Source organism: Sphingomonas koreensis, assembly GCF_002797435.1.
Classification (GTDB): domain Bacteria; phylum Pseudomonadota; class Alphaproteobacteria; order Sphingomonadales; family Sphingomonadaceae; genus Sphingomonas; species Sphingomonas koreensis.
Map to the genome: position 1 here is coordinate 395,787 of NZ_PGEN01000001.1, position 22,105 is coordinate 417,891.

The 22,105-nt window shown below is 64.4% G+C and carries 22 protein-coding genes; 16 read left to right on the top strand and 6 right to left on the bottom strand.

The genetic code is table 11. From position 1 onward, the window contains the following. Window positions 1–125: 125 nt before the first annotated feature. The 7 genes from BDW16_RS02055 to BDW16_RS02080 all read left to right on the top strand — a co-directional run bounded on the left by BDW16_RS02055 (window position 126) and on the right by BDW16_RS02080 (window position 5,223). Window positions 126–377: a helix-turn-helix transcriptional regulator gene (locus BDW16_RS02055; protein WP_066577068.1), complete on the top strand. Its 252-nt coding sequence runs from the start codon at window positions 126–128 to the stop codon at window positions 375–377. Window positions 378–485: 108 nt separating this feature from the next. Beyond that, window positions 486–1,073, top strand: coding sequence for an acyl-homoserine-lactone synthase (locus tag BDW16_RS02060; protein WP_307694923.1), 588 nt, complete (start codon window positions 486–488; stop codon window positions 1,071–1,073). After that, window positions 1,063–1,950 carry a phytanoyl-CoA dioxygenase family protein gene (locus tag BDW16_RS02065; RefSeq protein WP_066577072.1) on the top strand — a complete coding sequence of 296 codons (888 nt, stop codon included), beginning with the start codon at window positions 1,063–1,065 and terminating at the stop codon, window positions 1,948–1,950. Before BDW16_RS02060 ends, BDW16_RS02065 begins: the two co-directional genes overlap by 11 nt. Then, window positions 1,947–2,546 carry a GntR family transcriptional regulator gene (locus BDW16_RS02070; protein WP_066577074.1) on the top strand — a complete coding sequence of 200 codons (600 nt, stop codon included), beginning with the start codon at window positions 1,947–1,949 and terminating at the stop codon, window positions 2,544–2,546. The genes BDW16_RS02065 and BDW16_RS02070 overlap by 4 nt, the downstream gene beginning before the upstream one ends. 114 nt (window positions 2,547–2,660) lie before the next feature. Then, window positions 2,661–2,777, top strand: a complete 117-nt coding sequence (locus tag BDW16_RS20970; protein ID WP_109790533.1) for a benenodin family lasso peptide — start codon at window positions 2,661–2,663, stop codon at window positions 2,775–2,777. Between the two features lie 50 nt (window positions 2,778–2,827). Beyond that, window positions 2,828–3,490: a lasso peptide biosynthesis B2 protein gene (locus BDW16_RS02075; RefSeq protein ID WP_164519413.1), complete on the top strand. Its 663-nt coding sequence runs from the start codon at window positions 2,828–2,830 to the stop codon at window positions 3,488–3,490. 107 nt (window positions 3,491–3,597) lie between these two features. Further along, entirely contained in the window at window positions 3,598–5,223 is a 1,626-nt protein-coding gene (locus BDW16_RS02080; RefSeq protein WP_066577078.1) for an asparagine synthase-related protein, read from the top strand. Here the strand turns inward: BDW16_RS02080 and BDW16_RS02085 are convergent. From BDW16_RS02085 to BDW16_RS02100, 4 genes are all read right to left on the bottom strand, one after another. Beyond that, complete coding sequence (locus BDW16_RS02085; RefSeq protein WP_066577080.1) at window positions 5,215–7,236, bottom strand: Atxe2 family lasso peptide isopeptidase; 2,022 nt, start codon at window positions 7,234–7,236, stop codon at window positions 5,215–5,217. The two genes, BDW16_RS02080 and BDW16_RS02085, sit on opposite strands and share 9 nt — an antisense overlap. After that, window positions 7,230–10,151 carry a TonB-dependent receptor gene (locus tag BDW16_RS02090; RefSeq protein WP_164519412.1) on the bottom strand — a complete coding sequence of 974 codons (2,922 nt, stop codon included), beginning with the start codon at window positions 10,149–10,151 and terminating at the stop codon, window positions 7,230–7,232. The genes BDW16_RS02085 and BDW16_RS02090 overlap by 7 nt, the downstream gene beginning before the upstream one ends. 81 nt (window positions 10,152–10,232) lie before the next feature. Next, window positions 10,233–11,228, bottom strand: a complete 996-nt coding sequence (locus BDW16_RS02095) for a FecR family protein (protein ID WP_066577085.1) — start codon at window positions 11,226–11,228, stop codon at window positions 10,233–10,235. After that, window positions 11,225–11,842 (bottom strand): RNA polymerase sigma factor, encoded by a 618-nt coding sequence (locus tag BDW16_RS02100; protein ID WP_241910302.1) that lies wholly within the window; start codon window positions 11,840–11,842, stop codon window positions 11,225–11,227. Before BDW16_RS02100 ends, BDW16_RS02095 begins: the two co-directional genes overlap by 4 nt. A gap of 451 nt (window positions 11,843–12,293) precedes the next feature. On the opposite strand from BDW16_RS02100, the gene BDW16_RS02105 reads away from it, so the two are divergent. The 9 genes from BDW16_RS02105 (at window position 12,294) to BDW16_RS02140 (ending at window position 20,678) form a co-directional block, all read left to right on the top strand. Further along, window positions 12,294–14,825 carry a heavy metal translocating P-type ATPase gene (locus BDW16_RS02105; protein ID WP_066577089.1) on the top strand — a complete coding sequence of 844 codons (2,532 nt, stop codon included), beginning with the start codon at window positions 12,294–12,296 and terminating at the stop codon, window positions 14,823–14,825. Further along, on the top strand, window positions 14,822–15,289 hold the full coding sequence (gene cueR / locus BDW16_RS02110; RefSeq protein ID WP_066577092.1) for a Cu(I)-responsive transcriptional regulator: 468 nt from the start codon (window positions 14,822–14,824) through the stop codon (window positions 15,287–15,289). Before BDW16_RS02105 ends, cueR begins: the two co-directional genes overlap by 4 nt. 266 nt (window positions 15,290–15,555) lie before the next feature. Next, window positions 15,556–15,819, top strand: a complete 264-nt coding sequence (locus BDW16_RS02115) for a glutaredoxin family protein (RefSeq protein WP_066577094.1) — start codon at window positions 15,556–15,558, stop codon at window positions 15,817–15,819. Continuing rightward, a complete protein-coding gene (locus BDW16_RS02120; protein WP_241230533.1) occupies window positions 15,816–16,877 on the top strand; it encodes a 2Fe-2S iron-sulfur cluster-binding protein in 1,062 nt (353 codons plus the stop codon). The genes BDW16_RS02115 and BDW16_RS02120 overlap by 4 nt, the downstream gene beginning before the upstream one ends. Beyond that, the gene (locus tag BDW16_RS21215) at window positions 16,874–17,026 is read left to right on the top strand and encodes a hypothetical protein (RefSeq protein ID WP_157081393.1); all 153 of its coding nucleotides are present in this window, start codon (window positions 16,874–16,876) and stop codon (window positions 17,024–17,026) included. The genes BDW16_RS02120 and BDW16_RS21215 overlap by 4 nt, the downstream gene beginning before the upstream one ends. Before the next feature lie 17 nt (window positions 17,027–17,043). Then, window positions 17,044–18,258, top strand: a complete 1,215-nt coding sequence (locus tag BDW16_RS02125) for an MFS transporter (RefSeq protein WP_066577097.1) — start codon at window positions 17,044–17,046, stop codon at window positions 18,256–18,258. Window positions 18,259–18,554: 296 nt separating this feature from the next. Further along, complete coding sequence (locus tag BDW16_RS02130; protein ID WP_066577400.1) at window positions 18,555–18,770, top strand: heavy-metal-associated domain-containing protein; 216 nt, start codon at window positions 18,555–18,557, stop codon at window positions 18,768–18,770. Between the two features lie 13 nt (window positions 18,771–18,783). Next, window positions 18,784–19,644, top strand: coding sequence for a hypothetical protein (locus BDW16_RS02135; RefSeq protein WP_066577104.1), 861 nt, complete (start codon window positions 18,784–18,786; stop codon window positions 19,642–19,644). Window positions 19,645–19,769: 125 nt separating this feature from the next. Then, window positions 19,770–20,678, top strand: a complete 909-nt coding sequence (locus BDW16_RS02140; protein ID WP_428842860.1) for a cation diffusion facilitator family transporter — start codon at window positions 19,770–19,772, stop codon at window positions 20,676–20,678. A 127-nt stretch (window positions 20,679–20,805) separates the two neighbouring features. Here BDW16_RS02140 and BDW16_RS02145 read toward each other — a convergent pair whose 3' ends face one another. Continuing rightward, window positions 20,806–21,303 (bottom strand): DUF305 domain-containing protein, encoded by a 498-nt coding sequence (locus BDW16_RS02145; protein WP_066577110.1) that lies wholly within the window; start codon window positions 21,301–21,303, stop codon window positions 20,806–20,808. Window positions 21,304–21,328: 25 nt separating this feature from the next. Then, the gene (locus BDW16_RS02150; RefSeq protein ID WP_066577113.1) at window positions 21,329–22,090 is read right to left on the bottom strand and encodes a MauE/DoxX family redox-associated membrane protein; all 762 of its coding nucleotides are present in this window, start codon (window positions 22,088–22,090) and stop codon (window positions 21,329–21,331) included. Window positions 22,091–22,105: the final 15 nt, after the last annotated feature.

Genomic DNA, 22,105 nt, shown 5'->3' on the forward strand with positions numbered 1-22,105 from the left:
CAGCGCGTCCCCGGGCCTGACCTGAGCCCCGGCAAAGGGCGCATAGACATGGCGTTGCCTGACCAAGCCGGACGGTGCGATGGGCGCAACCCGTCGGAATCGCGGCTTTCGAAGCCTCGCGGCGGATGTGGCTCGTCGGCGCGAAGCCACCCGGACCGCGGCCCCGACTCACCGATTCCCAGCGCGACTGCCTCATCCGGTCGGCGCGCGGCGACACGGCCTGGGAAAGCGCGTGCATCCTCGGAATCCGCGAAGAGACGGTGGTGCGCCATCTCAAGCAGGCGCGCGACAGATACGGGGTCGAGAAGCAGACATCCTTGCTGATCCGTGCCCTGTTCGATGGAATAATCTGCTTCGCCGACATTTTCCGGCGTTGATATGCCCATTTCTGGGAATGGCGCGATCGCCTGGCCGCCGCGACCCTCTTGCCCATATGCAAGATGGGAGCTTGCGAGATGCTGCACCTGGTCGAACCCGGTTGTCCCGTGAAGGAAGACGATGTGCTGCGCGCGATGTTCGCGGCACGAAAGCAGGTCTTCATCGATCTGTTGCGCTGGGACGTGCCTGTTCTCGGCGGCGAATATGAGATCGACCAGTTCGACGACGAGCATGCCGCCTATCTGGTCGTGACGGACATGACCGGCGCGCATCTCGCCTCGGCCCGGCTGCTGCCCACGACAAGGCCGCACATCCTCGCCGATCTCTACGCGTCGCTCTGCGATGGCGCGGTCCCCCGCGGCCCGCACATCTACGAGGTGACCCGTTTCTGCCTCGATCGCCATATCGATGCCGCGACCCGGCGCTTCGCCCGCGACCGGCTGGTCGCCGCCATCGCCGAGTTCGGACTGGCGCAGGGGATCCGCCTCTACACCGGCGTTGCCGAGCTGGCCTGGATGCAGCAGATCCTCGCCTTCGGCTGGCGATGCCATCCGCTCGGCCTCCCGCAGCGGTTCGACGGGCGGATGCTGGGTGCGCTCGCGATCACCATCGATCAGGATACGCCGGCATTGCTGGCGCAAGCCGGCATCGGCCGTGCGCCGGCCGAAAAGCGGGAACCGCACCATGCCCTGTGACGCTCTTTCGCAAGCAGCCGAAGCGGCGGCTGGCTGGTCCGCACAGCTCGCGCAGGAGGGCTATTGCATCATTCCCGATGCGGTATCTCCGCATCTGGCGCGACGCATCGACCGCGATCTGCGGGCGGCGTTCGCCGAGACGCCTTTCTGCCATGGCGGATTCTACGGATCGCGCACCAAGCGGTTCGGGCGCCTGCTCTCGCGGTCGGCGTTCGCCGAACAGTTCGTCCGGCATCCGCTCATCCTTGGCATCGTCAGGGAGATATTGGGGCGGTGGTGCGACACGATCCAGCTCAACCTCACCCAGGCGATCGCGCTCCATCCCGGCGCCCTGCCCCAGCTTCCGCATCGCGATCAGGATATGTGGCGCGGCGCGGTGGGCGAAACCGAATATCTGGTCAATGTGATGTGGCCCTTGACCGACTATCGAGGCGACAATGGCGCGACGCTGATCTGGCCGCGCTCCCACGGCGCGGCGGCGCTCGGTACCCCGCCTGCGGGTCCGCCCGTCGTCGCGGAGATGGAGACGGGGTCTGCGCTGCTCTTTCTCGGCTCGACGCTGCACGGTGCAGGGGGCAACGAGAGCGCCGATATCCGCCGCGGCATGATCGTCAGCTATTGCCTCGGTTGGCTCAAACCGTACGAAAATCAATGGCTCGCCTACCCGCCGGCCATCGCCCGGCAGTTCGATGCCGAGCTGGCGGCCTTGGTCGGTTATTCTCAGCATCGACCCAATCTGGGCAATTTCGAGGGGCAATGCCCCTCGATCCTGCTCCGGGACGATATCCCTGACCGGATCGGCGCCGTGGATGCCCTCCGGCCCGATCAGCAAATATTGGTCGAAGCCTATGTCGCCGACCAGCGGCGGCGCAGATGAATGCCGGCGTCACCTCCGAGCGCATTTACGACGCGATCAAGGCACGGCTGCTGTCAGGCGAGATCCTTCCCGGCACGCGGCTCGAACCCGCGGCATTCGCCGAGCTGGTCGGCAGCAGCGTGACCCCGGTTCGCGATGCGCTCCATCGGCTCGCCGGCGAGCATATCGTGGAGATGCGCCCCGCCGAAGGCTTTCAGCTTCCTTTCGTGACCGAGCCTGGACTGCGCGATCTGCTCGCATGGAATGCCGATCTGCTGCGGCTCGCCCTGCGCCGTCGGCAAAACGCCGAACCGCCACCACCGGATTTCGCGTTCGACGACTATGTCGGCGGAATCCGTGCCCTGTTCGCCACGATCGCCGGTCGATCGGGCAATATCGAGCTTGCTCGTCATATCGAGTCAGCGAGTGACCGGCTGACACCGGCGCGCCACGCCGAGAGCCGGCTGTTGCCCGACCCCGCAGGCGAGCTGGCCGCACTGGCCGCCGTCCTGAGCGAGGGCGATGCCCACACGGTCGGCGGGCGTATTGCCGCCTATCACCGGCAATGCGCGAAACATGTGCCGGCAATCGTGCGGGCGCTTTACGGAATACACTGATGCCGGACATCACCGGAATATATTCGACAAATAAATTGAGTATAAATTTCGGATAGTTGCCAAGCGATCCTAATCTCCATCCGCCGCAATTTCGCGGCATCGAGGAGAAGCTTCATGGATCGTGAAGAACTGATCGATCTCGGCGCGGCAAGCACCGAGACGCAGGGCCCCGATGGTCAGCAACTCGAGCTGTCGGTCATCGGCAAGCCGCTCGGTATCGACGAAGACTGAGCCGAATGGCGGGCGGGCTCCGGTCCGTCCGCCAGACGGCAGGCGTCGCGATGGAACAGTTCTGCCTTGCGCCCGGCATATCCCATCACAGCTTTGGCGAAGGCGCCATCGTCCTGGATCTCGACCGCGACCGGTACTGGCGGGTCGGTGCCGGGGCGGCCTTCGTGCTTGACTGGATATGCGGGGGCGTAGCGGGCGCGGCGCATCCCGAGGTGATCGTGCAGCTTTGCGAAATGGGGCTGATCCGGCGATCGCGGGATTCCGGCGAGCATGCAGGCCCCGCCTTGCCGCCGGGACGCGGTAGCGCGATCGAGCAGCCGGGCCATCCCCTTCCCGTGCGCATCGCCGACCTCATCGAAGTGGCGGCCTTGCTGGTCGCCGCGCGCCTGATCGTTCGCCGGGGAGGCATTCGGAAAGCTGTCGATGACGTTCGCAATGCGCGCGCAAGACCCGGGCGCGGGGTCATGGACGATCTCGACTTGCTGGCCCGGCGATTTCACGCCAGTCGCACCCTGGTCCCGCTGGCTGCGAAATGCCTCCCCGACACCCTCGCCTTTCAGCGATATGCCGCCAGACGCGGGCATTTCCCCAATCTCGTCTTCGGCGTCGTACCGATCCCCTTTGCCGCGCATTGCTGGTCGCAGAGCGGCGACAGGATTCTCAACGACGCGGTCGGCCACACGCGCGCCTTCGCGCCCATTCTGATCGTATGACCGAGCCCCGCTATCTGGCTGTCCTCGATCCGCTCGGAACCGGTGCCGCCGCGACATTGACCGTACAACCCCGTTCGTCTCTCGCTCCCGCTTACCGTGGCGCGCATATGACGGTCTGGGTGGGAAGCGGAACGCCGGTCCTGCACGGCAACGGCCAGGGAATCCTGATCGGGCGACTGTTTCCGAAGGCCAGCGCCCGTGAGGTCGAAGCCCTGCCATCCTCGATCTTCCTGAGCGACGGCCGGGCGCTCATCAATGAATATTGGGGCGATTATATTTGCCTGTGTGCGCCTTCGGCCCGGTCCGAACTTCGGGCGATCCGCGCGCCGTCTGGGACGCTGCCTGCCTATCGCATCCGCCAGGGTCCCGTCACCTATCTGACATCCCATATCGAAATCGCGCTCGACCAGGGCTTGATCCGGCCCGCCATCGACTGGCAGTTCGTCGCCCATCATCTCGCATTCCCACACCTGCGGTCCGCGGCGACGGGCCTCGTCGGCGTCGACGAGATCATGCCCGGGGAAGTCCTGCATCTCGCAGGCTCGGCCGCATCGACGCGCAGCCTGTGGACGCCATGGCCCTTTGCCGCGCCGGAGCGGCGCATCACCGCGATGGGCGAGGCGGCCAGCCGCGTGTCGCATGCGGTGCGCCAGGCGATCGAAGCACTGATCCGGCCCGCCGACAGGGTTCTTCTCGAGCTGTCGGGCGGACTCGACTCATCCATTATCGCGGCCGTAATGTCGGACGCCGGGCGGGAGATCGTCGCGCTCAATCTTGCAACGCCTGATCCCGGCGGCGACGAACGGGATTATGCGCGCATCGTTGCGGCGCATTGCGCGATTTCGCTTCATGAAGCGCAGGTGGAAGAGGCGATCGACCTGACGGCCGACCTCGCTTCGCTGACGGCACGGCCGGGCCTGCCCGCCATGCTGCGGTCGGCGGATGCCCTGTTCGGCAAGCTGGCGAAAGACCAGCATGTCACGGCCTATGTCAGCGGCACCGGCGGCGACTGCGTTTTCTGTTCGCTGAGCAGCGCAACGCCCGCCTCGGATCATCTCAGATCGCATGGTCCGCGCCCTGCCCTCGCCCGCGTCTTGCGCGACGTGGCCGCGATTCACCGTACCAATGCCTGGCACGTGACACGGCTGATGCTCAGGCAGCTTCGCCGGCGCAAGCCGGCGCTTTCATGGACGCGCAATAGCCAGTTTCTCGACGCGGATCGCCTGCCGGGTGCACCGCCCCGGCATCCCTGGCTGGACGAACGGGATCAGGCATTGCCCGGCACATGCGCGCATGTCCGCGCGATCATCGCGGCGAACGCGCATCTCGACGGCTATGGGCGACAGGAAACCGCGCCCTCGCTCTACCCGCTCCTCGCCCAGCCCGTCGTCGAAGCCTGTCTGGCGATCCCGACATGGCTTTGGGTCGAGGGCGGTCACGATCGCGCCGTCGCGCGCAACGCGTTCAGGTCATCGCTGCCCGAAGCGATCGTCACGCGCCGCACAAAAGGCTCGATGGATGCCTTTTGCGCGCGCATTTTCGACAGGAATCGCGAACGGCTCAGGCCGTTTCTGCTCGACGGCTTGCTGGCCGGTGGCGGGCTGCTCGATCGCCCGGCCATCGAGACCTATCTCTCCCGCGCTTTCGACAATCGGGACAGCCTGTTCTACCATCTGCTGCCGATCGCCGACACCGAGGCCTGGGCGCGCGGCGTCCAGACCCGGTCATCGTGACCGCGCTGCCGCCATCGCGTTCCATCGGCGATATTGTCCGGCCTTGGCGGGATCGGGATCGACATGGCCTTGCAGCCAGAAGCGGAACCAATCGAGGTTGCGTTCATAGACCGCGCGCTTGTGTCGGGGCTGGTACATGATGTGGGTCTCATAGGGAAAAGCCCAGAGCTCGACCGGTTTGCCGGCACGCCCGAGCCGTGCTGCGATCTCGACATTGGAGCGGAACTCGCGCTCGGGCAATTGCATGAGAAGCGGCGCTTCGAGCTTGTCGAGCGAATGCGACGCCGCGAGTTGCTTCCAGCGTGCGCGATCGACATCGGGCGGCCCGATGTTCCAGACCTTCTTCAATATGTCGGGCACTTCGCGGCCGGCGATGGCGTTGAACCAATAATAGGTTTCGGACAGGAGCGAATTGCTGATCGAGATCGCGGACAGATTCGACGAATGCGTTGCGATCCACATGGTGACCTCGCCGCCAAAGCTCAACCCGCCCATGCCGACCCTCGCCGGATCGACCAGCCCTTCGCTCGCAAGCCTGTCGATCGCCGCGCCGACCCCTGCCTGCGCGATGCGATATTGTTCGACCTGATCGCCGAGCCCCGCCTTCGTGGGCAGCCGATTGATGCACAGCGCCGCAATGCCCGCGCCGGCGAGCTGACGCAGCGGGAAATCATCGCCTGTCCCTCCACGCAGATAGCCGTCGCAGACATAATAAGTCACGAAGAGCGGTACGCCGCGAGGCCTGCCCGGCGGCAGCATCAGCTGACCGGTGAAAGTGCGGCCCGACGGATCTGTCCAGCTGATCTGCTCGAATCGCGGCGCGTCGGCGCGATCGAGCGCGGCATTGGGCGATGCGAGCGTCGTCGTCTCGCCGGTATCGAGGTCGATCCGCACCAGTCGGGGCGGCATGTTCGCCGAGGCGGCGATGCAGAAGGCGGCTGACGCGCCGGCCGCGCAGCCGCGCCGGTCGTCGCGCCCTCCGCTGAAGCGCCCCACCCCGCCGCCCACGCGGCGAACCTGACCGTTCGCGACATTCCACAGATAGAGCGTCTGGTTGGTCGCCAGATCGCTGACCCCGAACAGCACGCTATCCTGGTCCCCGCGCCATGCCAGCCCCCGGATCAGCTGCCTGCATTCAGGCGCGGCGCAGAAGCGCGGAGCGGTCTCGCCGGGACGCTGGACCGCGAGGATCGCGTGCTGCCCTTCGCTCAACGCGTAGGCGGTGCCTCGGGCGTCGCCCGACGGCTCGGCCGCCAGAATATAGCGGTCGCCGAGCTTGTCGAAAGCTTTGGCACGGGTTTCGATCCGCGTCGCTTCCGATGGGCTGGCAGCCCGGATCGCACCCGTCGTCAGATCGATCGTGCGGTGGCTTGGCGGCGTATCCGCGAGCAGGCCGCCATGCGCGAACCAGAAGCCGGTAATCCGATCGGTCGCGAGACGCCCGTCGATCCGCGAGCCACGATAGAGCTGCCGCGCCGGATCGACCCGAGCGTCGATCAGCACGCCATCGTCATATTCCCGGCGCTCCGCCTTCGCTATGTCGTCGCGGGTTGCACCGACCGCATAGGTCAGGGCACGTGAGTCCGGCGACAGGGCGAAGGCGCGGACATTCGCGGCGTCGCCGGTGAGTGCCTGGGTGGACGCGCCATCGGCACGGCTGCGCCAGATCTGGATCTCTCCGTCGCGAAGCGCACGATAGATGATCGCCCGCGAATCCGCAGTCCACACGGGCGGTTCCGCCGCGAAGGTTCCGTCGGGCCAATCCCCCTCCCCCGCGTCGGCGATACGACGGGGTGGCGCACTGCCGTCGGTCGGTACAACATACCAGCCAAGGTCGTGGGTGTTGCGCTCGATCGAAGCCGTCTCGGCGCGATAGGCGACAAGTGTGCCATCGGGCGAGACGGCCACGCTCGACAGATCGGTCAGCTCGATCATCTCGCGGATGGTTGGGGTTGTCGTGCCGCCGCCCGCCGCAGCGAGCAGCGCGGCCCAGCCCAGGCCCGCCATCACCATGACGTCACCAGCTGCAAGGCAACCAGGCGCCCGATCGCACTGGCGTTTTCCGGATCGAAACCCGATGCGGATTGCACCGTCTGAAGGTTCACATAGGGCGGCTGCCGATCGAAGACATTGGTGGCACTGAGCGCAATCCGCGTCCCGGTGAGGAACCGGTCGAGGCTATAGCTCAGGTTCAGGTCCACCGTGGTCCAGCTCGAGACGGTTTCGACCGGCTTGACGCCATTGTTCGCATAGCCTGCCATGTGGTTCACAAAAGCCGCCGCCGACCAGGGTCCATCCGCCACGGCAAGACGACCGCGCAGGCGCATGTCGACAGGGTTGCCGATCGTCGAGAGGATATCGACGGTTGGAGACCCCGCCGTGATCTTCTGCCTGTTGCGCAGAAGCCAGGTCCCGCTGATGCCGACCTCGATCGAACGGCGCGACCCGGCATGCGTATAGCCGAGGTCGAAATCGAGCCCTTCGAGATCGACCGACGAGAGGTTGCGGGTCCGGCCATCGATGATGGCGCGGACTTGGCCCGGCGCGATACCGAACGGATTGAAGAAATTCTCGTCGGTATAATATTTGGCAATGTCGGCGACCGGCGGATTGTCGACGATGAGCTCCCCGTAGACACTCCGGTTGGACAGGAACGACAGATAATTGATGCCCGCGCTCCCGATGCGATCGCGATAGGCGATGTTGAAATATCCGACGTCGAGACGCAGGCCGGGGATCTGGTCGGGCGTGAGCGTCGCTCCGACCGTCCAGGTGCTGGCCTTTTCCGGTCCGAGATCGGGGATGTTTCCGAACAATGCGAGAACGGGGGTCGTACCCGTAGGGGATGCCGGATCCGGCACATAAAGAGGCGCGATAGAGGCGGTCCCCTTGCCGGTCCGGATGTCGAGGAAGCCCGGGGCGCGGAATGATCTTCCGTAATTTGCGCGCAAAGTCACGCCCCCGCCTGCCCGCCAGCTCAACCCGAACCTGGGATTGAACGTCGTTCCAAAGTCACTGTAATGTTCGACGCGACCGGCCACGGACAGGTCGAGCGCTTCGATGCCGCTTACCTCCATCCCGGGGCGCACAAGCGGCAACGCCAGTTCGGCAAAGGCGGCTGCCACCGAACGGCTGATCGGAAAGCCCGCCGATCCGGCATCGACGGGTGTCGCCGTTGAGTCATAGTTCGTGCCCGTTCCATTGTAGCGCTCGCGCCGGAATTCCGCGCCGACCGCGAGATGGGCAACGTCTCCCGGCAGACGGATCAGCGGGCCGTCCGCCCTGAATGCGGCCGACCAGATACGCGATTCACCGATGCTCTCGTACCAGCCGCGAACCTTGTCGATCGTCGACCTCGCCGTGTGCGACCCGTCTCCGAAGAGGTTATAAGCGGTCGCCGGATTGGTGTCCGACAGCGCCTTGGCAAGCCAGTAATAGTTGGGGACATTGGTCGTGCGCAGCTCCTCGCGTTGCGTGCTGTACGAGCCGCCGAGACTGGCGCGCCATTTCCCCAGTGTCGCCTCGAGGCCGCCGACCCCGCTATAGGCGCGCACGGAGGCGCGATTGGTCTTGATACCGAGATCCTGTTCGAACGAATAGTTGACGATGACCGGCTTTCCCGTGCCGATCGGATCCACATAGAAGGGATTGGTCGTGGGCACGGCGATATTGCCGCGATTGCTCGGTGGCGTTCGAACGAGGGACTGCCTGTCGGCAAAAAATCCCTGCGCGGTCAGCCGGAGCCATGACCCCAGATTCTGGGACAGTGCGCCCACGACCGAGTGACGATCCTGACGGGGCAGGATATCGCTGTTCGCGCGCCCATCGGCCTTGTTGGGCTGACCGGCAAGCAATTGGCCGGCGGTGAGCGTCTTGCCGTCCTGTCCTGCCGGTATACCGAAGACCCGGCCATCGGCGGCAATGATCGTCCCGGGATTGGCGAAGGTCCTGCGATAATCCGGCCCTCCGAAAGCCCGCAGGTCTTCCGTCGCAAAGTCCCGATCCGCCGCAGCGAGATTGTCGCGATGATAATATTCATAGCCGAGCATGAGGCTGCCGCTCGACCAGCCGAGGCCGGCGAGCTGGCCGAGCTGCCATTCGTCGAACCCTTTAGCCGAACCGAAGCGCGCGCGGCTTTCGGCGCCCCGGAAGCGATTTCGGAGCTTGACGTTGACGACACCGCCCACGGCGTCCGAGCCGTAAATGGCGGACGCACCATCGGCGAGCACTTCGATGCGCTCGATCGCCGAAGAGGGAATCAGCGAAAGATCGACGAATGTCCCGGAAACCCCGCCAAGCGCAATGCGGTTGCCGTCCACCAGCGTGAGGGTCGAGGTCGTCCCAAGGCCGCGCAAATTGACGCTCGACCCGAGTCCGAGATTTGCCCCGGCATTGTTGCGATCGGTGAAACCGCTCGTGCCCTCATTGGGGCCCCCGCCGAAATTCTGCGGCAGGGCCTGCACGATCTGCTGCGTCGTCGCATAGCCGCTCCGCTCGATATCGTCTCGGCTGATCGCGACGACGCGCGCGCCAGCGGGTGCGACGCCGCGGATGCGGCTGCCGGTCACGACGATGTCGTCCCCTTCCGATCCCGGCGCGGCGTCCGACGCGGTCGCGGCCCGGCTGCGCCGCACCGCCAATCCCCTTCCCGCAGGCACCGCCGTCAGGCCGCTGTCGCGAAGAAGCTCCGCGACCGCTTGTTCGAAACTATAGAGACCGTCGATCGCAGGCGCGCTTCGGCCCGCCACGAGTTCGGACGGGATGCTGATATTGCGGCCGAACCGGGTCGCGATCACGCGCAGCGACAAGTCGAGCCGCTGCTCGGGCAGGCGTAGCTGCTGCCGCGTATCCCCCTGCGCCGGTGCCGGCGATGACGCGAGAAGCGCCGCCGACCCCAGCAAGAAGAACAAGAAATCCCCGTTTCGCATCGTCATCTCCCGATCGAGCGGGCACGCTATGTGCCCCCTTCGCCCGCTGAGACGTCGATGTCGGAATTAACCCTGTGACTTTTATCGCGCCGCTGGTGTGGATGTCCGCAGGATCAGACTCCCGTCCTCGCCCGCGCCGACATCGAGCTGGAAGCTGACCGCGAGCGCATCCGCGAATCCGCGTGGATCGTCGCGCCGGAACGCCCCCGAAAGGCGCCGGGAGGCCAGGTCGGCTCCCTCCAGCCGGACCATGCGCGAGCTCGTGCGGTTGAACGCGGCGACCGCATCCTCAAGCGGGAGGTCGTCGAAGTCGATCATCGCGCCTGGCCAGGTCAGGAGGCCGGTATTTACGCGCGAGGGAGTGCCGACATCTCCGCGGGTCACCAGCAATTGTTCGCCCGGCGCGAGAAGACGCGATGCGCCCGCGGCCGATTTCGCCGCGTTCCGGTCTCGCACTTCCACCACCCCCTCGAGAAGAACGACGCGGACGCTGCCGCCTTCGATCCCGACATCGAAAATCGTGCCATGCGCCACGACACGTCCCTCGCCGGCATCGACGAGGAAGGACCGCGCCGGGTCATGCGCCACCTCGAACCGTGCGCGGCCGCGAAGGAGAACGTATCGCCGCTCGTCCGGTGTACTGAGATCGCTTAGCCCGGCGCCGCGATCGAGCGTGACGCGCGAACCGTCGGACAGCCGGAATGTCTGAACAGCATCTTCCGTAGCGAATCGCGCCGATGCGGATTGGTGCACGGCCGCGGGGCCGAACCAGTCCATCTGCCGAGCCAAAAGGCCGGCTGACAGCAGCGCGAACGCCCCGACCCCAGCCGCGAGCAGTGCGACAGGCGGAAAGCTTCGCCGAGCCCGCGAGAGGTCACGCGATCGGCCGGCGGGGCGATTGGCAAGAAAAAGGCTGTCGTTCCAGGTCGCTTCCAACCGGGAATAGGCGTCGGCATTGGCGCGCAGCGCGCGCCAATGCTCAAATGCCTCGCGTTCGGCGTCGGCATCCGGGCCTCGCATCACGGTGAACCATTCGGCCGCGCTGCGTTCGCGCTTTTCTGGCGAAATGCGCGTCATGCTTTCAGGCGAGACTGATCGAGATAGGCGATGGCGCGCGTCATATGCATTTCGACCGTCTTGATGCTCAATCCCGTCCGGGCGGCGATTTCGGCATAGCTATAGCCGTCGATCCGATGGGCGAGAAATATTTCGCGCGTGCGCGGCTTCAAGCGCATCAGCGCCGCTTCGAGACGCCGCAGCCGATCGCGCGCTTCGAGTGCCGCCACTTGATCCCCCGACCGAAGCTGGACCTCGTCCTCCGCCACGTGGAGAGCGATGGAATGCCGGTCGTCGCGGCGTGCATCGTCGCGCAGCATATTGTCGGCCGCTCGCCTGAGATAAGCATGAGGCGCGACGATCCTCCGCTGCTCGCCTTCGCTCAGTCCCGCCAATCGGCAAAAGACCCGCTGGACGACATCGTGCGCGTGTTCGTCGCGCGCGCGACGGCGAATGAAACGCAACAGCCGGTCATGATGCGTACGATAGAGCCGATCGAGAAAGCTGTCGCCACGCAGCGGGGAACGCCGGTCGTCGGGGGGCAACGGATCCGACTCCGCCACGACAGGTCCGTCCGGAATGGAATTCAGGCGCATGAGCGCACCCTGGGCGCGCGAACGCCGCGTCCCGCGCATCGATCGCACGCCGCCCGCGCGATCGCAGAGCCCATAGCCATGGGCATGTCTCCGGCAAGGAGGCCAACCGGCGCCGCCGGTTGTCAGATGCCGGCCCGGAACATGTGCTGCCGCCTTTAGCCGCTGTGCGGCCTGGACATTCGCGGCTGCGGCCCGGCAACAAGATGCTCCGGCCCAATTTCCCGTATGCACGGCAGTCTTGCCTCGCGCGACCCGAGGGAGCGCAACGGTGCAGCATAAAAGCGCGCGTCGAGTTTGCAACTCGATACGAAGCCATGAATAACCGGGCGACGAAACACGCTCGAGCAAATGCCGAGATCTTTAGCCCTTCAGGGCCTGGACATCATTTCCAGGCAAGCCTGGGCCGGGCAATAGCCTTTCTTTCCCCTTGACCTTCCCATCGTTGGAAGCCGCACATTCCGGCCAAGCTAGGAAACCGGAGTAGTCTGTGATGGCCGATGTGATGCAATTGAAGCGGGAAAGCGATGATCCCGTCACTGAAGCGGCGCAGTTGAGCGTCGCTGTCGCGGGGATGACCTGCGCATCGTGCGTCGGCCATGTTGAAAAGGCGATCGCCAAGCTGCCCGGCGTGACCAAAGTCAGCGTCAATCTGGCGACCGAACGTGCGGACGTGACGTTTGCAGGCGCTGCTGATCCGCAGGCCCTTGTCGCGGCGATCGAGCGCGCCGGCTACCAGGTGCCCGAGAGCGAGGTCGAGATCGGTGTCGGGGGGATGACCTGCGCCTCATGCGTCGGTCATGTCGAAAAGGCATTGTCCAAAGTATCGGGGGTCAGCAGCGCCACCGTCAATCTGGCGACAGAAAGGGCCAGCGTTCGTTATCGCGCGAGCATCGCGTCGCTGGAGAATCTGGAAGCCGCGATCCGTGGCGCCGGCTATGAACCGCGACGGATCGAGGGCGACGATGCGTCTTCCGATCAACAGGCTACGGTGCGCGAACAGGAACTCGACAGCCTGCGGCGCTCCCTGCTTCTCGCGGCGGTGCTGGCACTGCCGGTCTTCGTGCTCGAAATGGGCTCGCACCTCATTCCCGCCATGCACCATTTCGTCATGACCCGCATCGGCATGCAGACGAGCTGGCTGATCCAGTTCGCGCTGACCACCCTCGTGCTGTTCGGCCCCGGGCTGCGCTTTTTCCAGAAGGGCATTCCCGCGATCCTGCGCGGCACCCCCGACATGAACTCGCTCGTCACACTGGGTACGAGCGCCGCATGGGGGTATTCACTGGTCGCCACCTTTGCCCCGGCCGTCCTGCCGCCGGGTACCGCCAACGTCTATTACGAAGCCGCGGCGGTAATCGTCGCGCTGATCCTGCTCGGCCGCTACCTCGAGGCCAAGGCGAAAGGCCGCACATCGGAGGCGATCAAGCGGCTGGTCGGACTACAGGCAAAGACCGCGCGCGTCGTGCGCGACGGCGCGACGCTGGAAATCGCCATCGGCGAGGTCCAGGCCGGCGACATCGTCCAGGTGCGTCCGGGCGAGCGCGTGCCGGTGGACGGCGAAGTTGTCGATGGCAGTTCCTATGTCGACGAGTCGATGATCACCGGCGAGCCGGTGCCGGTCGCCAAGGCCGCAGGCGCGGCCGTTGTCGGCGGCACGATCAACAAGACCGGCGCCTTCGCCTTCCGCGCAACCAAGGTCGGTGCCGACACCGTGCTCGCCCAGATCATCCGCATGGTCGAACAGGCGCAGGGATCGAAGCTGCCGATCCAGGCGATGGTGGACAAGGTCACCGCCTGGTTCGTCCCCGCGGTGATGGTCATCGCGGCGCTGACCTTCCTCATCTGGTTCGTCTTCGGCCCCGATCCGGCGCTGACCTTCGCGTTGGTGAATGCGGTCGCTGTGCTGATCATTGCCTGCCCCTGCGCGATGGGACTCGCGACCCCGACCTCGATCATGGTCGGAACCGGTCGCGCTGCCGAACTGGGCGTGCTGTTTCGCAAGGGCGAAGCGCTGCAGACGTTGCGCGACGTGACCGTCGTGGCGCTCGACAAGACCGGTACGCTGACCAAGGGACGCCCGGAACTGACCGACCTCGAGCCCGCGGCAGGCTTCGAGTATGACGACGTGCTGGCACTGGTCGCCAGCGTCGAGACCCGATCCGAGCACCCGATTGCAGAGGCGATCGTGGCGGCCGCGAACGCGCGCAACCTTGCTATTCTGTCACCTAAAGCATTTGAAGCCATTCCCGGCTATGGCGTATCGGCCAAAGCAGGTGGCCACGAAGTCCAGATCGGCGCCGACCGGTTCATGACCAGGCTGGGCCACGATGTGTCGACCTTTGGTGCCAAGGCCCGCGAGCTAGGGGCGCAGGGCAAATCGCCGCTCTATGCTGCGATCGACGGCAAGCTCGCCGCGGTGATCGCGGTCTCGGATCCGATCAAGGACACCACGCCCGAAGCGATCCGGGCGCTGCATGATCTCGGGCTCAAGGTCGCGATGATCACGGGCGACAATCAGGCGACCGCCGAAGCTGTCGCCCGCATTCTCGGGATCGACGAGGTGGTGGGCGAAGTGCTTCCCGACGGAAAGGTCGACGCCCTCAATCGCCTGCGCACAGGTGGCCGCAAGGTCGCATTCGTCGGCGACGGCATCAACGACGCACCGGCGCTGGCCGAGGCCGATGTGGGTCTCGCGATCGGCACGGGCACGGATGTCGCGATCGAATCCGCCGACGTCGTTCTGATGTCGGGCGACCTGCGCGGCGTGGTGAATGCGATCGCGCTGTCGAAGGCGACGATCCGGAATATCCAACAGAATCTGTTCTGGGCATTCGGCTACAATGCTGCACTGATCCCTGTCGCGGCAGGGATCCTCTACCCGCTGAATGAAACGTTGTTGTCACCCGTGTTCGCCGCTGGCGCCATGGCCCTGTCGAGTGTCTTCGTGCTAAGCAATGCACTCAGGTTGAAGGCCTTCCGGCCGGTGATCGCGTCCGATAGCAAGGCAGGAGCACGGGCATGAACATCGGCCGCGCAGCAAAAATATCGGGCGTCTCTCCGAAGATGATCCGCTATTATGAACAGACGGGCCTGATACCGAAAGCCGCGCGTCAGGACTCGGGCTACCGCGACTATGACGACGCCGACGTACATCGGCTTCATTTTATCCGGCGCGCGCGCGACCTTGGGTTTACGGTCGAGCAGATTGGCGAACTCCTCGGTCTCTGGTCCGACCGGAGCCGGGCAAGTTCCGACGTCAAGGCGTTCGCGCTCGGACACATCGAGCGGCTCAAAGGCAAAATGGCGGAAATCGAGGCTATGGTGCGGACGCTCGAAACGCTCGCCGATCATTGCCACGGCGATGACCGGCCCGATTGCCCGATCATCGAGGGGCTGGCGGAGGGTGATGGCAGGCCGTCGTTTCTCGAACCGCGCGAACCGCAGCGCTTCGGCAAACCGGGCGGGCGACCGGCGCGACGACATTGATTTCATTCGAAGAACTTCGCCCCTGAATGCGCCGGAGCTCGGTCCGGGACAATAGTCATGTCGCCAACGCCATTTGGCCGTGACTCCAGGGGAGCCGCGCCCAAGCCGCATGGTCAGCTAGTGTCCGTATTCGCATGTGTGGAATGAGGGGTTGACCCTGCCATCGTTGGAAACCGCATCCTTGGTCAACACGATGATGAGGGATGCTTCTGACAGTCCAGGCTGTCGGTCCTCCCCGTCCCCCTTAGCCGACAAGGAACGAGATCATGACTGCAGCCGTCCCGGACATTGTCATCTATTCCACGCCGATCTGCCCCGACTGCCACGCGCTCAAAGCATGGCTCGCGAGCCGCGGACTTGCCTATATCGAAAAGGATATGTCCGATCCCGCGATCATGGCGGAGGCGAAGGCAAGGACCGGGGTGCGTGTTGCGCCGATCACGCTCATCGGAGATCACGTCATCTACGGCACTTTTGCATCTCAGAAGCCCCAAATCGTCGAGGCGCTGGGCTTCGCCCAAGCGCTGTGAACGGCATCGTTGTGACACGGACTGTTCATATCCGCCAGACCGGCCGCCCCATCGCGGTCGGCGACAAACAGACGATTCTCGCGGCGGCACTCGATGCCGGCGTTGCTTTTCCGCATGGCTGCCGCTCGGGTCGCTGCGGTGCGTGCAAATCGCGGCTCCTTTCAGGCGAGGTCGATCTGCTGGCGCATACGCGATTCGCACTGACCGCCGAGGAAAAGGCACAGGGGCTCATCCTGGCCTGTCGCGCGCAGCCGCTGACCGACATCGAGGTCGCGTGGCTCGGAGAGGCGGAGATTATCGAACACCCCGTCCGCAGTCTCAAAGCCGAGGTCGTCGCGCTCGATAGCGCCACCCATGATATCAATCTGGTGCGCGTTCGGGTCGCGGGCGAGCCGCTCGTCTTTACCGCCGGGCAATATGCGCAGCTCAGCGCCGCTGGCGCGCCGACGCGGGACTATTCGATGGCGAACGTCCCCGGCGAAGAGGACCTCGAATTTTATATCCGCCATATTCCCGGCGGCAAGGCGAGCGAGCGGATCGCTACACATCTCGCCGTGGGTGATACGCTCACGCTGCGCGGCCCGTTCGGCAGCGCCTATCTTCGCGAGGGCCATACCGGGCCGATCCTCGCGGTCGCGGGCGGGTCGGGACTTGCGCCGATCAAGGCGATTGTCGAGACCGCGCTGGAAAAAGGACTGCGGCAGCCAATTCATCTCTATTTCGGTGCTCGGCGGCGCGCGGATCTCTACCTTGTCGATCATTTCGAACGCCTGGCGGCCGCGCACGCGAACTTCCACTTCGAGCCGGTGCTCTCACGAGAGAGCGACGCCGGCGCAGGTCGGGCTGGATTCGTGACCGACGCGATTGCCGCCGATTTTACCGACCTCGATGGCTGGAAGGCCTATCTGGCCGGCCCCCCGGCGATGATCGATACGGCCGGGCCTTTGTTGAAGGCCCGCGGTCTCGCGTCCGAAGATTTTCATGCGGACATATTCTTCACTCCCGAGCCACCCCTTCGGGAGGATCTGCGCCAAACAACCGAGGGAGCAGCGTCATGAATATCGGACAAGTCGCCAAGGCGAGCGACATTCCGGCCGCGTCGGTCGAGATCGAATGCGCGCGTATGCGCACGCGCTATATGTCGAAGCCCTCCCCTGAAACCCCAGCATTGGCTCGGCTTCGGCTGTTCGCGGTGCGGCGGTCCTGACCGGAAGGGGCAGGAATATGTTCGATCGAACGCGCCGGCCGGTTGTGATCCTGAGCGTCGCACAGGCGCTCTATCTGTCTGCGCTCTCGGTTATCTTCACATTTTCAGGGCTGGTTGGCGCGACGCTCGCGCCGATGCCGAGCCTGGCGACGCTTCCGCTCGCGCTCAGCACCGTCGTTACCGCCATCACGACCATTCCTGCCTCGATCCTGATGGCGCGGATCGGGCGCCGCGCCGGATTCCAGCTTGGCGCCCTCGTCGGGGCTGCAGGCGCCGGCTTCGCTGCCTGGGGGATCGCCGGGAGTAACTTCGCGCTGTTCTGTTTCGGCAATGCGCTGATCGGCGTCTTTCAGGCGTCCGCGATGTATTATCGCTTCGCCGCCGCCGACCTCGCCGCACCTGAATTCCGGCCCAAGGCCGTATCGTGGGTCCTGGCGGGGGGAGTCGCGGCCGCAGTCGTCGGCCCCGAGGTCGCCGCGCGCACCCGTGCGCTTGTTCCGGCGGTGGAATATATGGGCGCCTATCTCGCCGCCGCGCTGCTCGCCTTCCTCTCGATCGCCGTGCTCACGGCGTTGCGCGCACCGCCGTCCGCGCTCGAGGCGCACGCGAGCGCCCGCGGCCGCCCGCTGCTGGTGATCATGCGCCAGCCGGTATTTGTCGTCGCGGCGCTCAACGCCGCGGTCGCCTATATCGTGATGAGCTTCGTGATGACCGCCTCCCCGCTCGCGGTGGTCGCTGCCGGCCATGGAGTCGACGCAGCGGCTGGCGTCACGCGCTGGCATCTCGTTGGCATGTTCGCGCCATCCTTTTTCACCGGCGGACTCATTGCCCGCTTCGGTGTGCTGCCTATCCTCGTCGCAGGCGGACTCATCTTGTCCACAAGCCTTGCGATCGCGCTCAGTGGGTCGGCGCTGTTGGCCTTCCAGGTCGCGCTGCTTCTTCTCGGGGTCGGCTGGAATTTTCTGTTTATCGGCGGCACGACGCTTCTCACCGAAGCCTATGAGCCGGCAGAGCGCGCCAGAACCCAGGCCGCCAACGAGTTTCTCGTGTTCGGCACAACGGCGCTTGCGACGCTCACGGCCGGCACCATACAGACCGGTCAGGGTTGGGCGACAGTCAACTTCGCCGCAATCCCGGCGTTGCTGATCGCGGGCTTCGCGACAGCCTGGTTCCTGGCGCAACGGTCCCGACTTGGCACGCGGGAGATCGACGGCGGAAAGGAACGGGCGTGACCCTGGTTGGGCCGCAACGAGTTTAGGGCCCGTTGCGGCCGGTTCCCATCATCATCGTCCAGCGGCCTCGCAAAGGCACCGGGCTCCTCTCGTCCCGATCCCGACCCCCTCCCGATCCGTCCCCGGGATGTGTCCATGGCGCGGATTTCAGCGCCCCGTTCAAGGCGCCCCAATCGACTGGCATCTCGTGAATCTCGCCAACCAAATGGGACGTCCAATATTTCCCGGCGAAACCCTTGACCTTGCCACGCTGTCAAACCCCACATCGGCGAAAGACCCTATGACAGGAGATGAAAATGCTTCGCTTCCACATCCCGAACATGACCTGCGGCGGCTGCGCCAGATCCGTTAGCAGGGCGCTGCAGAGCGTAGATCCGCAGGCTCGCATCGAAACCGATCCCCCCGCGCGTGAAGCCCGCGTCGAAAGCGCGGCGGACGAAAACGCATTCTACGCGGCACTTAGCGAAGCCGGCTATCCGGCCGAGCGGCGGTCGGAAACGCTGGCCGGCTGACGGGAGTGAAATCATGTACATCAAGCCTCTTCTCGTGATCGGCACGGCGGCCCTGGCGGGTGCCGTGTCACTGCCGTCATTCGCCGCGGAGGTACCTTCAAGAGGCACCTTTGCTCTTCCTGGCGCGACGGAAAAGGTGGTGGCCGAGCTTGTCGTGCGAGAAACCGGGCCGCTTACCCGCGAGCTGGTCATCGTGTTCACCGACAAGACGACGGGTCAGCCCATCACGAATTTCGACGAGGAATTGGCGCAGCAGCTCCACCTGCTCGCGACGGACAGCAATTTCTCGAGCTTTGTCCACGAGCACCCCAAGAAACCCGGGCCCGACGGAAGTTTCCGGATCGAAGTCCGTTTCCCCAAGGCCGGACTCTACCATGTTTATGCCGATGTCATGCCGAAGGGTCTCGGTCAGCGGGTCGTCCGCTTCGACGTGCCTGTCGGTGATCGAGGGGAAACGACAAGAGCGCAGCAGGCGCCCATCGGCGCAGCACAAGGATCCGACGGTCCCTATACGGTCGAGTTCGACCCCGCGGCGCTCCGGGCAGGAGCCGAAAGCATGGTCGCGATGACGATATTGAAGGACGGCAAGCCCGCGACGGATCTGGGGCTCTATCTAGGCGTGCCCGCACATGCGGTGTTCGTGAACACCGACGATCTCGGCTATGTTCATGCGCACGCCATGACGATGGGCGCCGGGGAAGGCAGCCACCACGCCGAAGGCGTCCATGCCGACTCGCATATGGCTATTGCGGCCAAGCTGATGCTCCATGCAGCACCTCCGCGTGCGGGGCGCTATGCGCTTTGGATTCAATTCATGGGTGGCGGCACGGTACGGACGGTACCGTTCGTCGTGACGGTTCCCCCGGCGCCGTGACTCGGCCAGGATTCCAGTTGCAGGCTGATTGAGACCCTATGGCAAACCTACGCCCCTCCCACAGTCACCATCATGGTCATTCCCACGCCGCGGGACACGGTCATGATCATTCCCACGTTCCGGCGGTGACCGAGGACAATGAGCGCAAGATTCTCGTTTCCTTCCTGATCATCCTGTCTTTCATGTTCGTGGAAGCTGTCGGCGGATATGTATCGGGCTCGCTCGCGCTTCTGGCCGATGCGGGCCACATGCTGACGGACGCCATTGCGCTTGGCCTGGCCTATGCGGCCTTCCGCCTCGGAAGGCGGGCCGCTGACCCGCAACGCAGCTTTGGCTATGCCCGCTTCGAGGTGATTGCGGGGTTCGTCAATGCTCTCACATTGTTCGGCATTGTCGCTTGGATTCTCTACGAAGCCATCGAACGGCTGCAGGAACCCCAACCGGTCCTGGCGGGATCGATGTTCGGAGTGGCCCTGATCGGGATGCTCGTGAACCTTTTCGTCCTCTGGTTTCTGACCCGCGGCGATTCCGACCATGTCAACGTCAAGGGAGCGGTGCTGCATGTGATGGGCGACCTGCTCGGCTCCGTAGGCGCGATCATCGCGGCGATCGTGATCTGGTACACGGGCTGGACGCCCATTGACCCGATTCTCTCCGTATTCGTATCCCTGCTTATCTTGCGCAGCGCTTGGAGCTTGCTCAGCAACACACTGCATATCCTGCTCGAAGGCGCGCCTGCTAACGCCGGCGGTACGCAGATTGCAGATCATCTCCGGGCGGCCATTTCGGGTGTTCAGAATGTAGGCCACATTCACGTCTGGTCGCTGACCTCCGGCCGGGTGCTGGCGACGCTCCAGGTGCAGCCGATGGATGGTGCGGATGTCCGCCATGTCATCAATCGGGTCGAGCACGAATTGAAGGCGAAGTTCGGAATCGAGCATCCGACCATCGGAATCAACTGGGAAGGCATCGCCAACTGCAGTTTGGATGCGCCTCGCAATGCTACCGCTTCGCACGCAGGACATTCGCATTGAGGAACGCGCGCGTTACGTCAGACCTTCCCCGGCACCCGCGCGGCAAACAAGGCTTGCGGACCGGAATTGTCAGAAAGCGGCCTGCTCCATCGCAATGAGCGTATATCTGGGATCGCGCCTCCATCGGCTATAAACGGGCGCGTATCCCTTCCATCCGCTGGATCTCTTCGCGCTGTGCCTCGATGATCGTCTTGCACAACGCCTTCAGTTCGGGATCGGCCAGCCTCGCCTCGCGGCACATCAAAATTGCTCCCGAATGGTGCGGGATCATCGATCCGATGAACTGACGATCACCAATCAACGATTGGGTTCGCGTCGCCCAGAAGGAGCCGGCGGTCAGCAAGGCGAAAATGACATAGAGGGCGATGTTCATACGGCGATCCGGAAACATGCCCCGCATCGTCGCCAGCATGAAGAGTCCCATCGGCGCCCACATGGTGAGAGCCATATAGAACATATTCAGATTGTTGTGGAAATCGCTCCAACCGTCGATCATCGAAAACATCACTATGTACATGACAATGAGGCCGAGGATCATATTGATCCAGAACATTCGATAAGGCCTGTCATGAGAGCCGTGGTTGCTTTGCGGCTGTCCGCCATGCGCTTGGTGGTCCTGGGACATCTGCTTCTCCTCTCTCTGTTTGCTATCAGTGGACGAGGCCGATCGGCTTGAAGATCATCCAGGCCGCCATGGCGACCATCATCAGATTCTCGGTGAGCGATACGAAGCCGAGCGGCACATTGCTGTCGCCGCCGACGCAGGCGCATTTGAGCTCGCGCTTGTCGATATAAACAGCCTTGATCACGGAGATGGCGCCCACGCTGCCGATGAAAAGCGCGACCGGGACCGAGAGCCACATGAGCGCCCCGGCCAGCATCAGGATGCCGGCGAGAGCCTCGGCGAAAGGATAGATATAGGCGTAGCGAACCCATCGCTGCGCCAGAAGATCGTAATTCAGGAACATGGTGGCGAAGCCTTCCACGTCCTTTAGCTTCTGGAGCGCTAGGAGGCACATCGCAATGGCGATGAACCATTCTGCGGCCTGGACCGTCGCGAGGTTTCCGAATGCTGCCCAGTTCACCGCCAGTGCCATCAGTCCGGCCATGGAGAAGAGCGCGATCACCGGCTTGTAGGTAACGGCATCCTTGTCCTTCGCCTCACCGCCGAAGAATTGGACCAGATCGTCATAGCCGCCGATCCGTTTGCCATCGATGAAGGTCTGGGGGGTCGTTTCGACATTGTGTCTGGCCTTGAAGGCATCGGCCTCTTCGCGGGTCGTCAGCCTTTGGTCATCGACCTCGTAACCCTCGCGCTTGAGCAGATCGAGCGCTTTCAATCCATAGGGGCAGGTGTGCTCGGCGGTCACCATCCGATGAAGTTCGGCGTGTTTTGGTGCCTCTCTTGCCATTTCCGATCCCTTTGC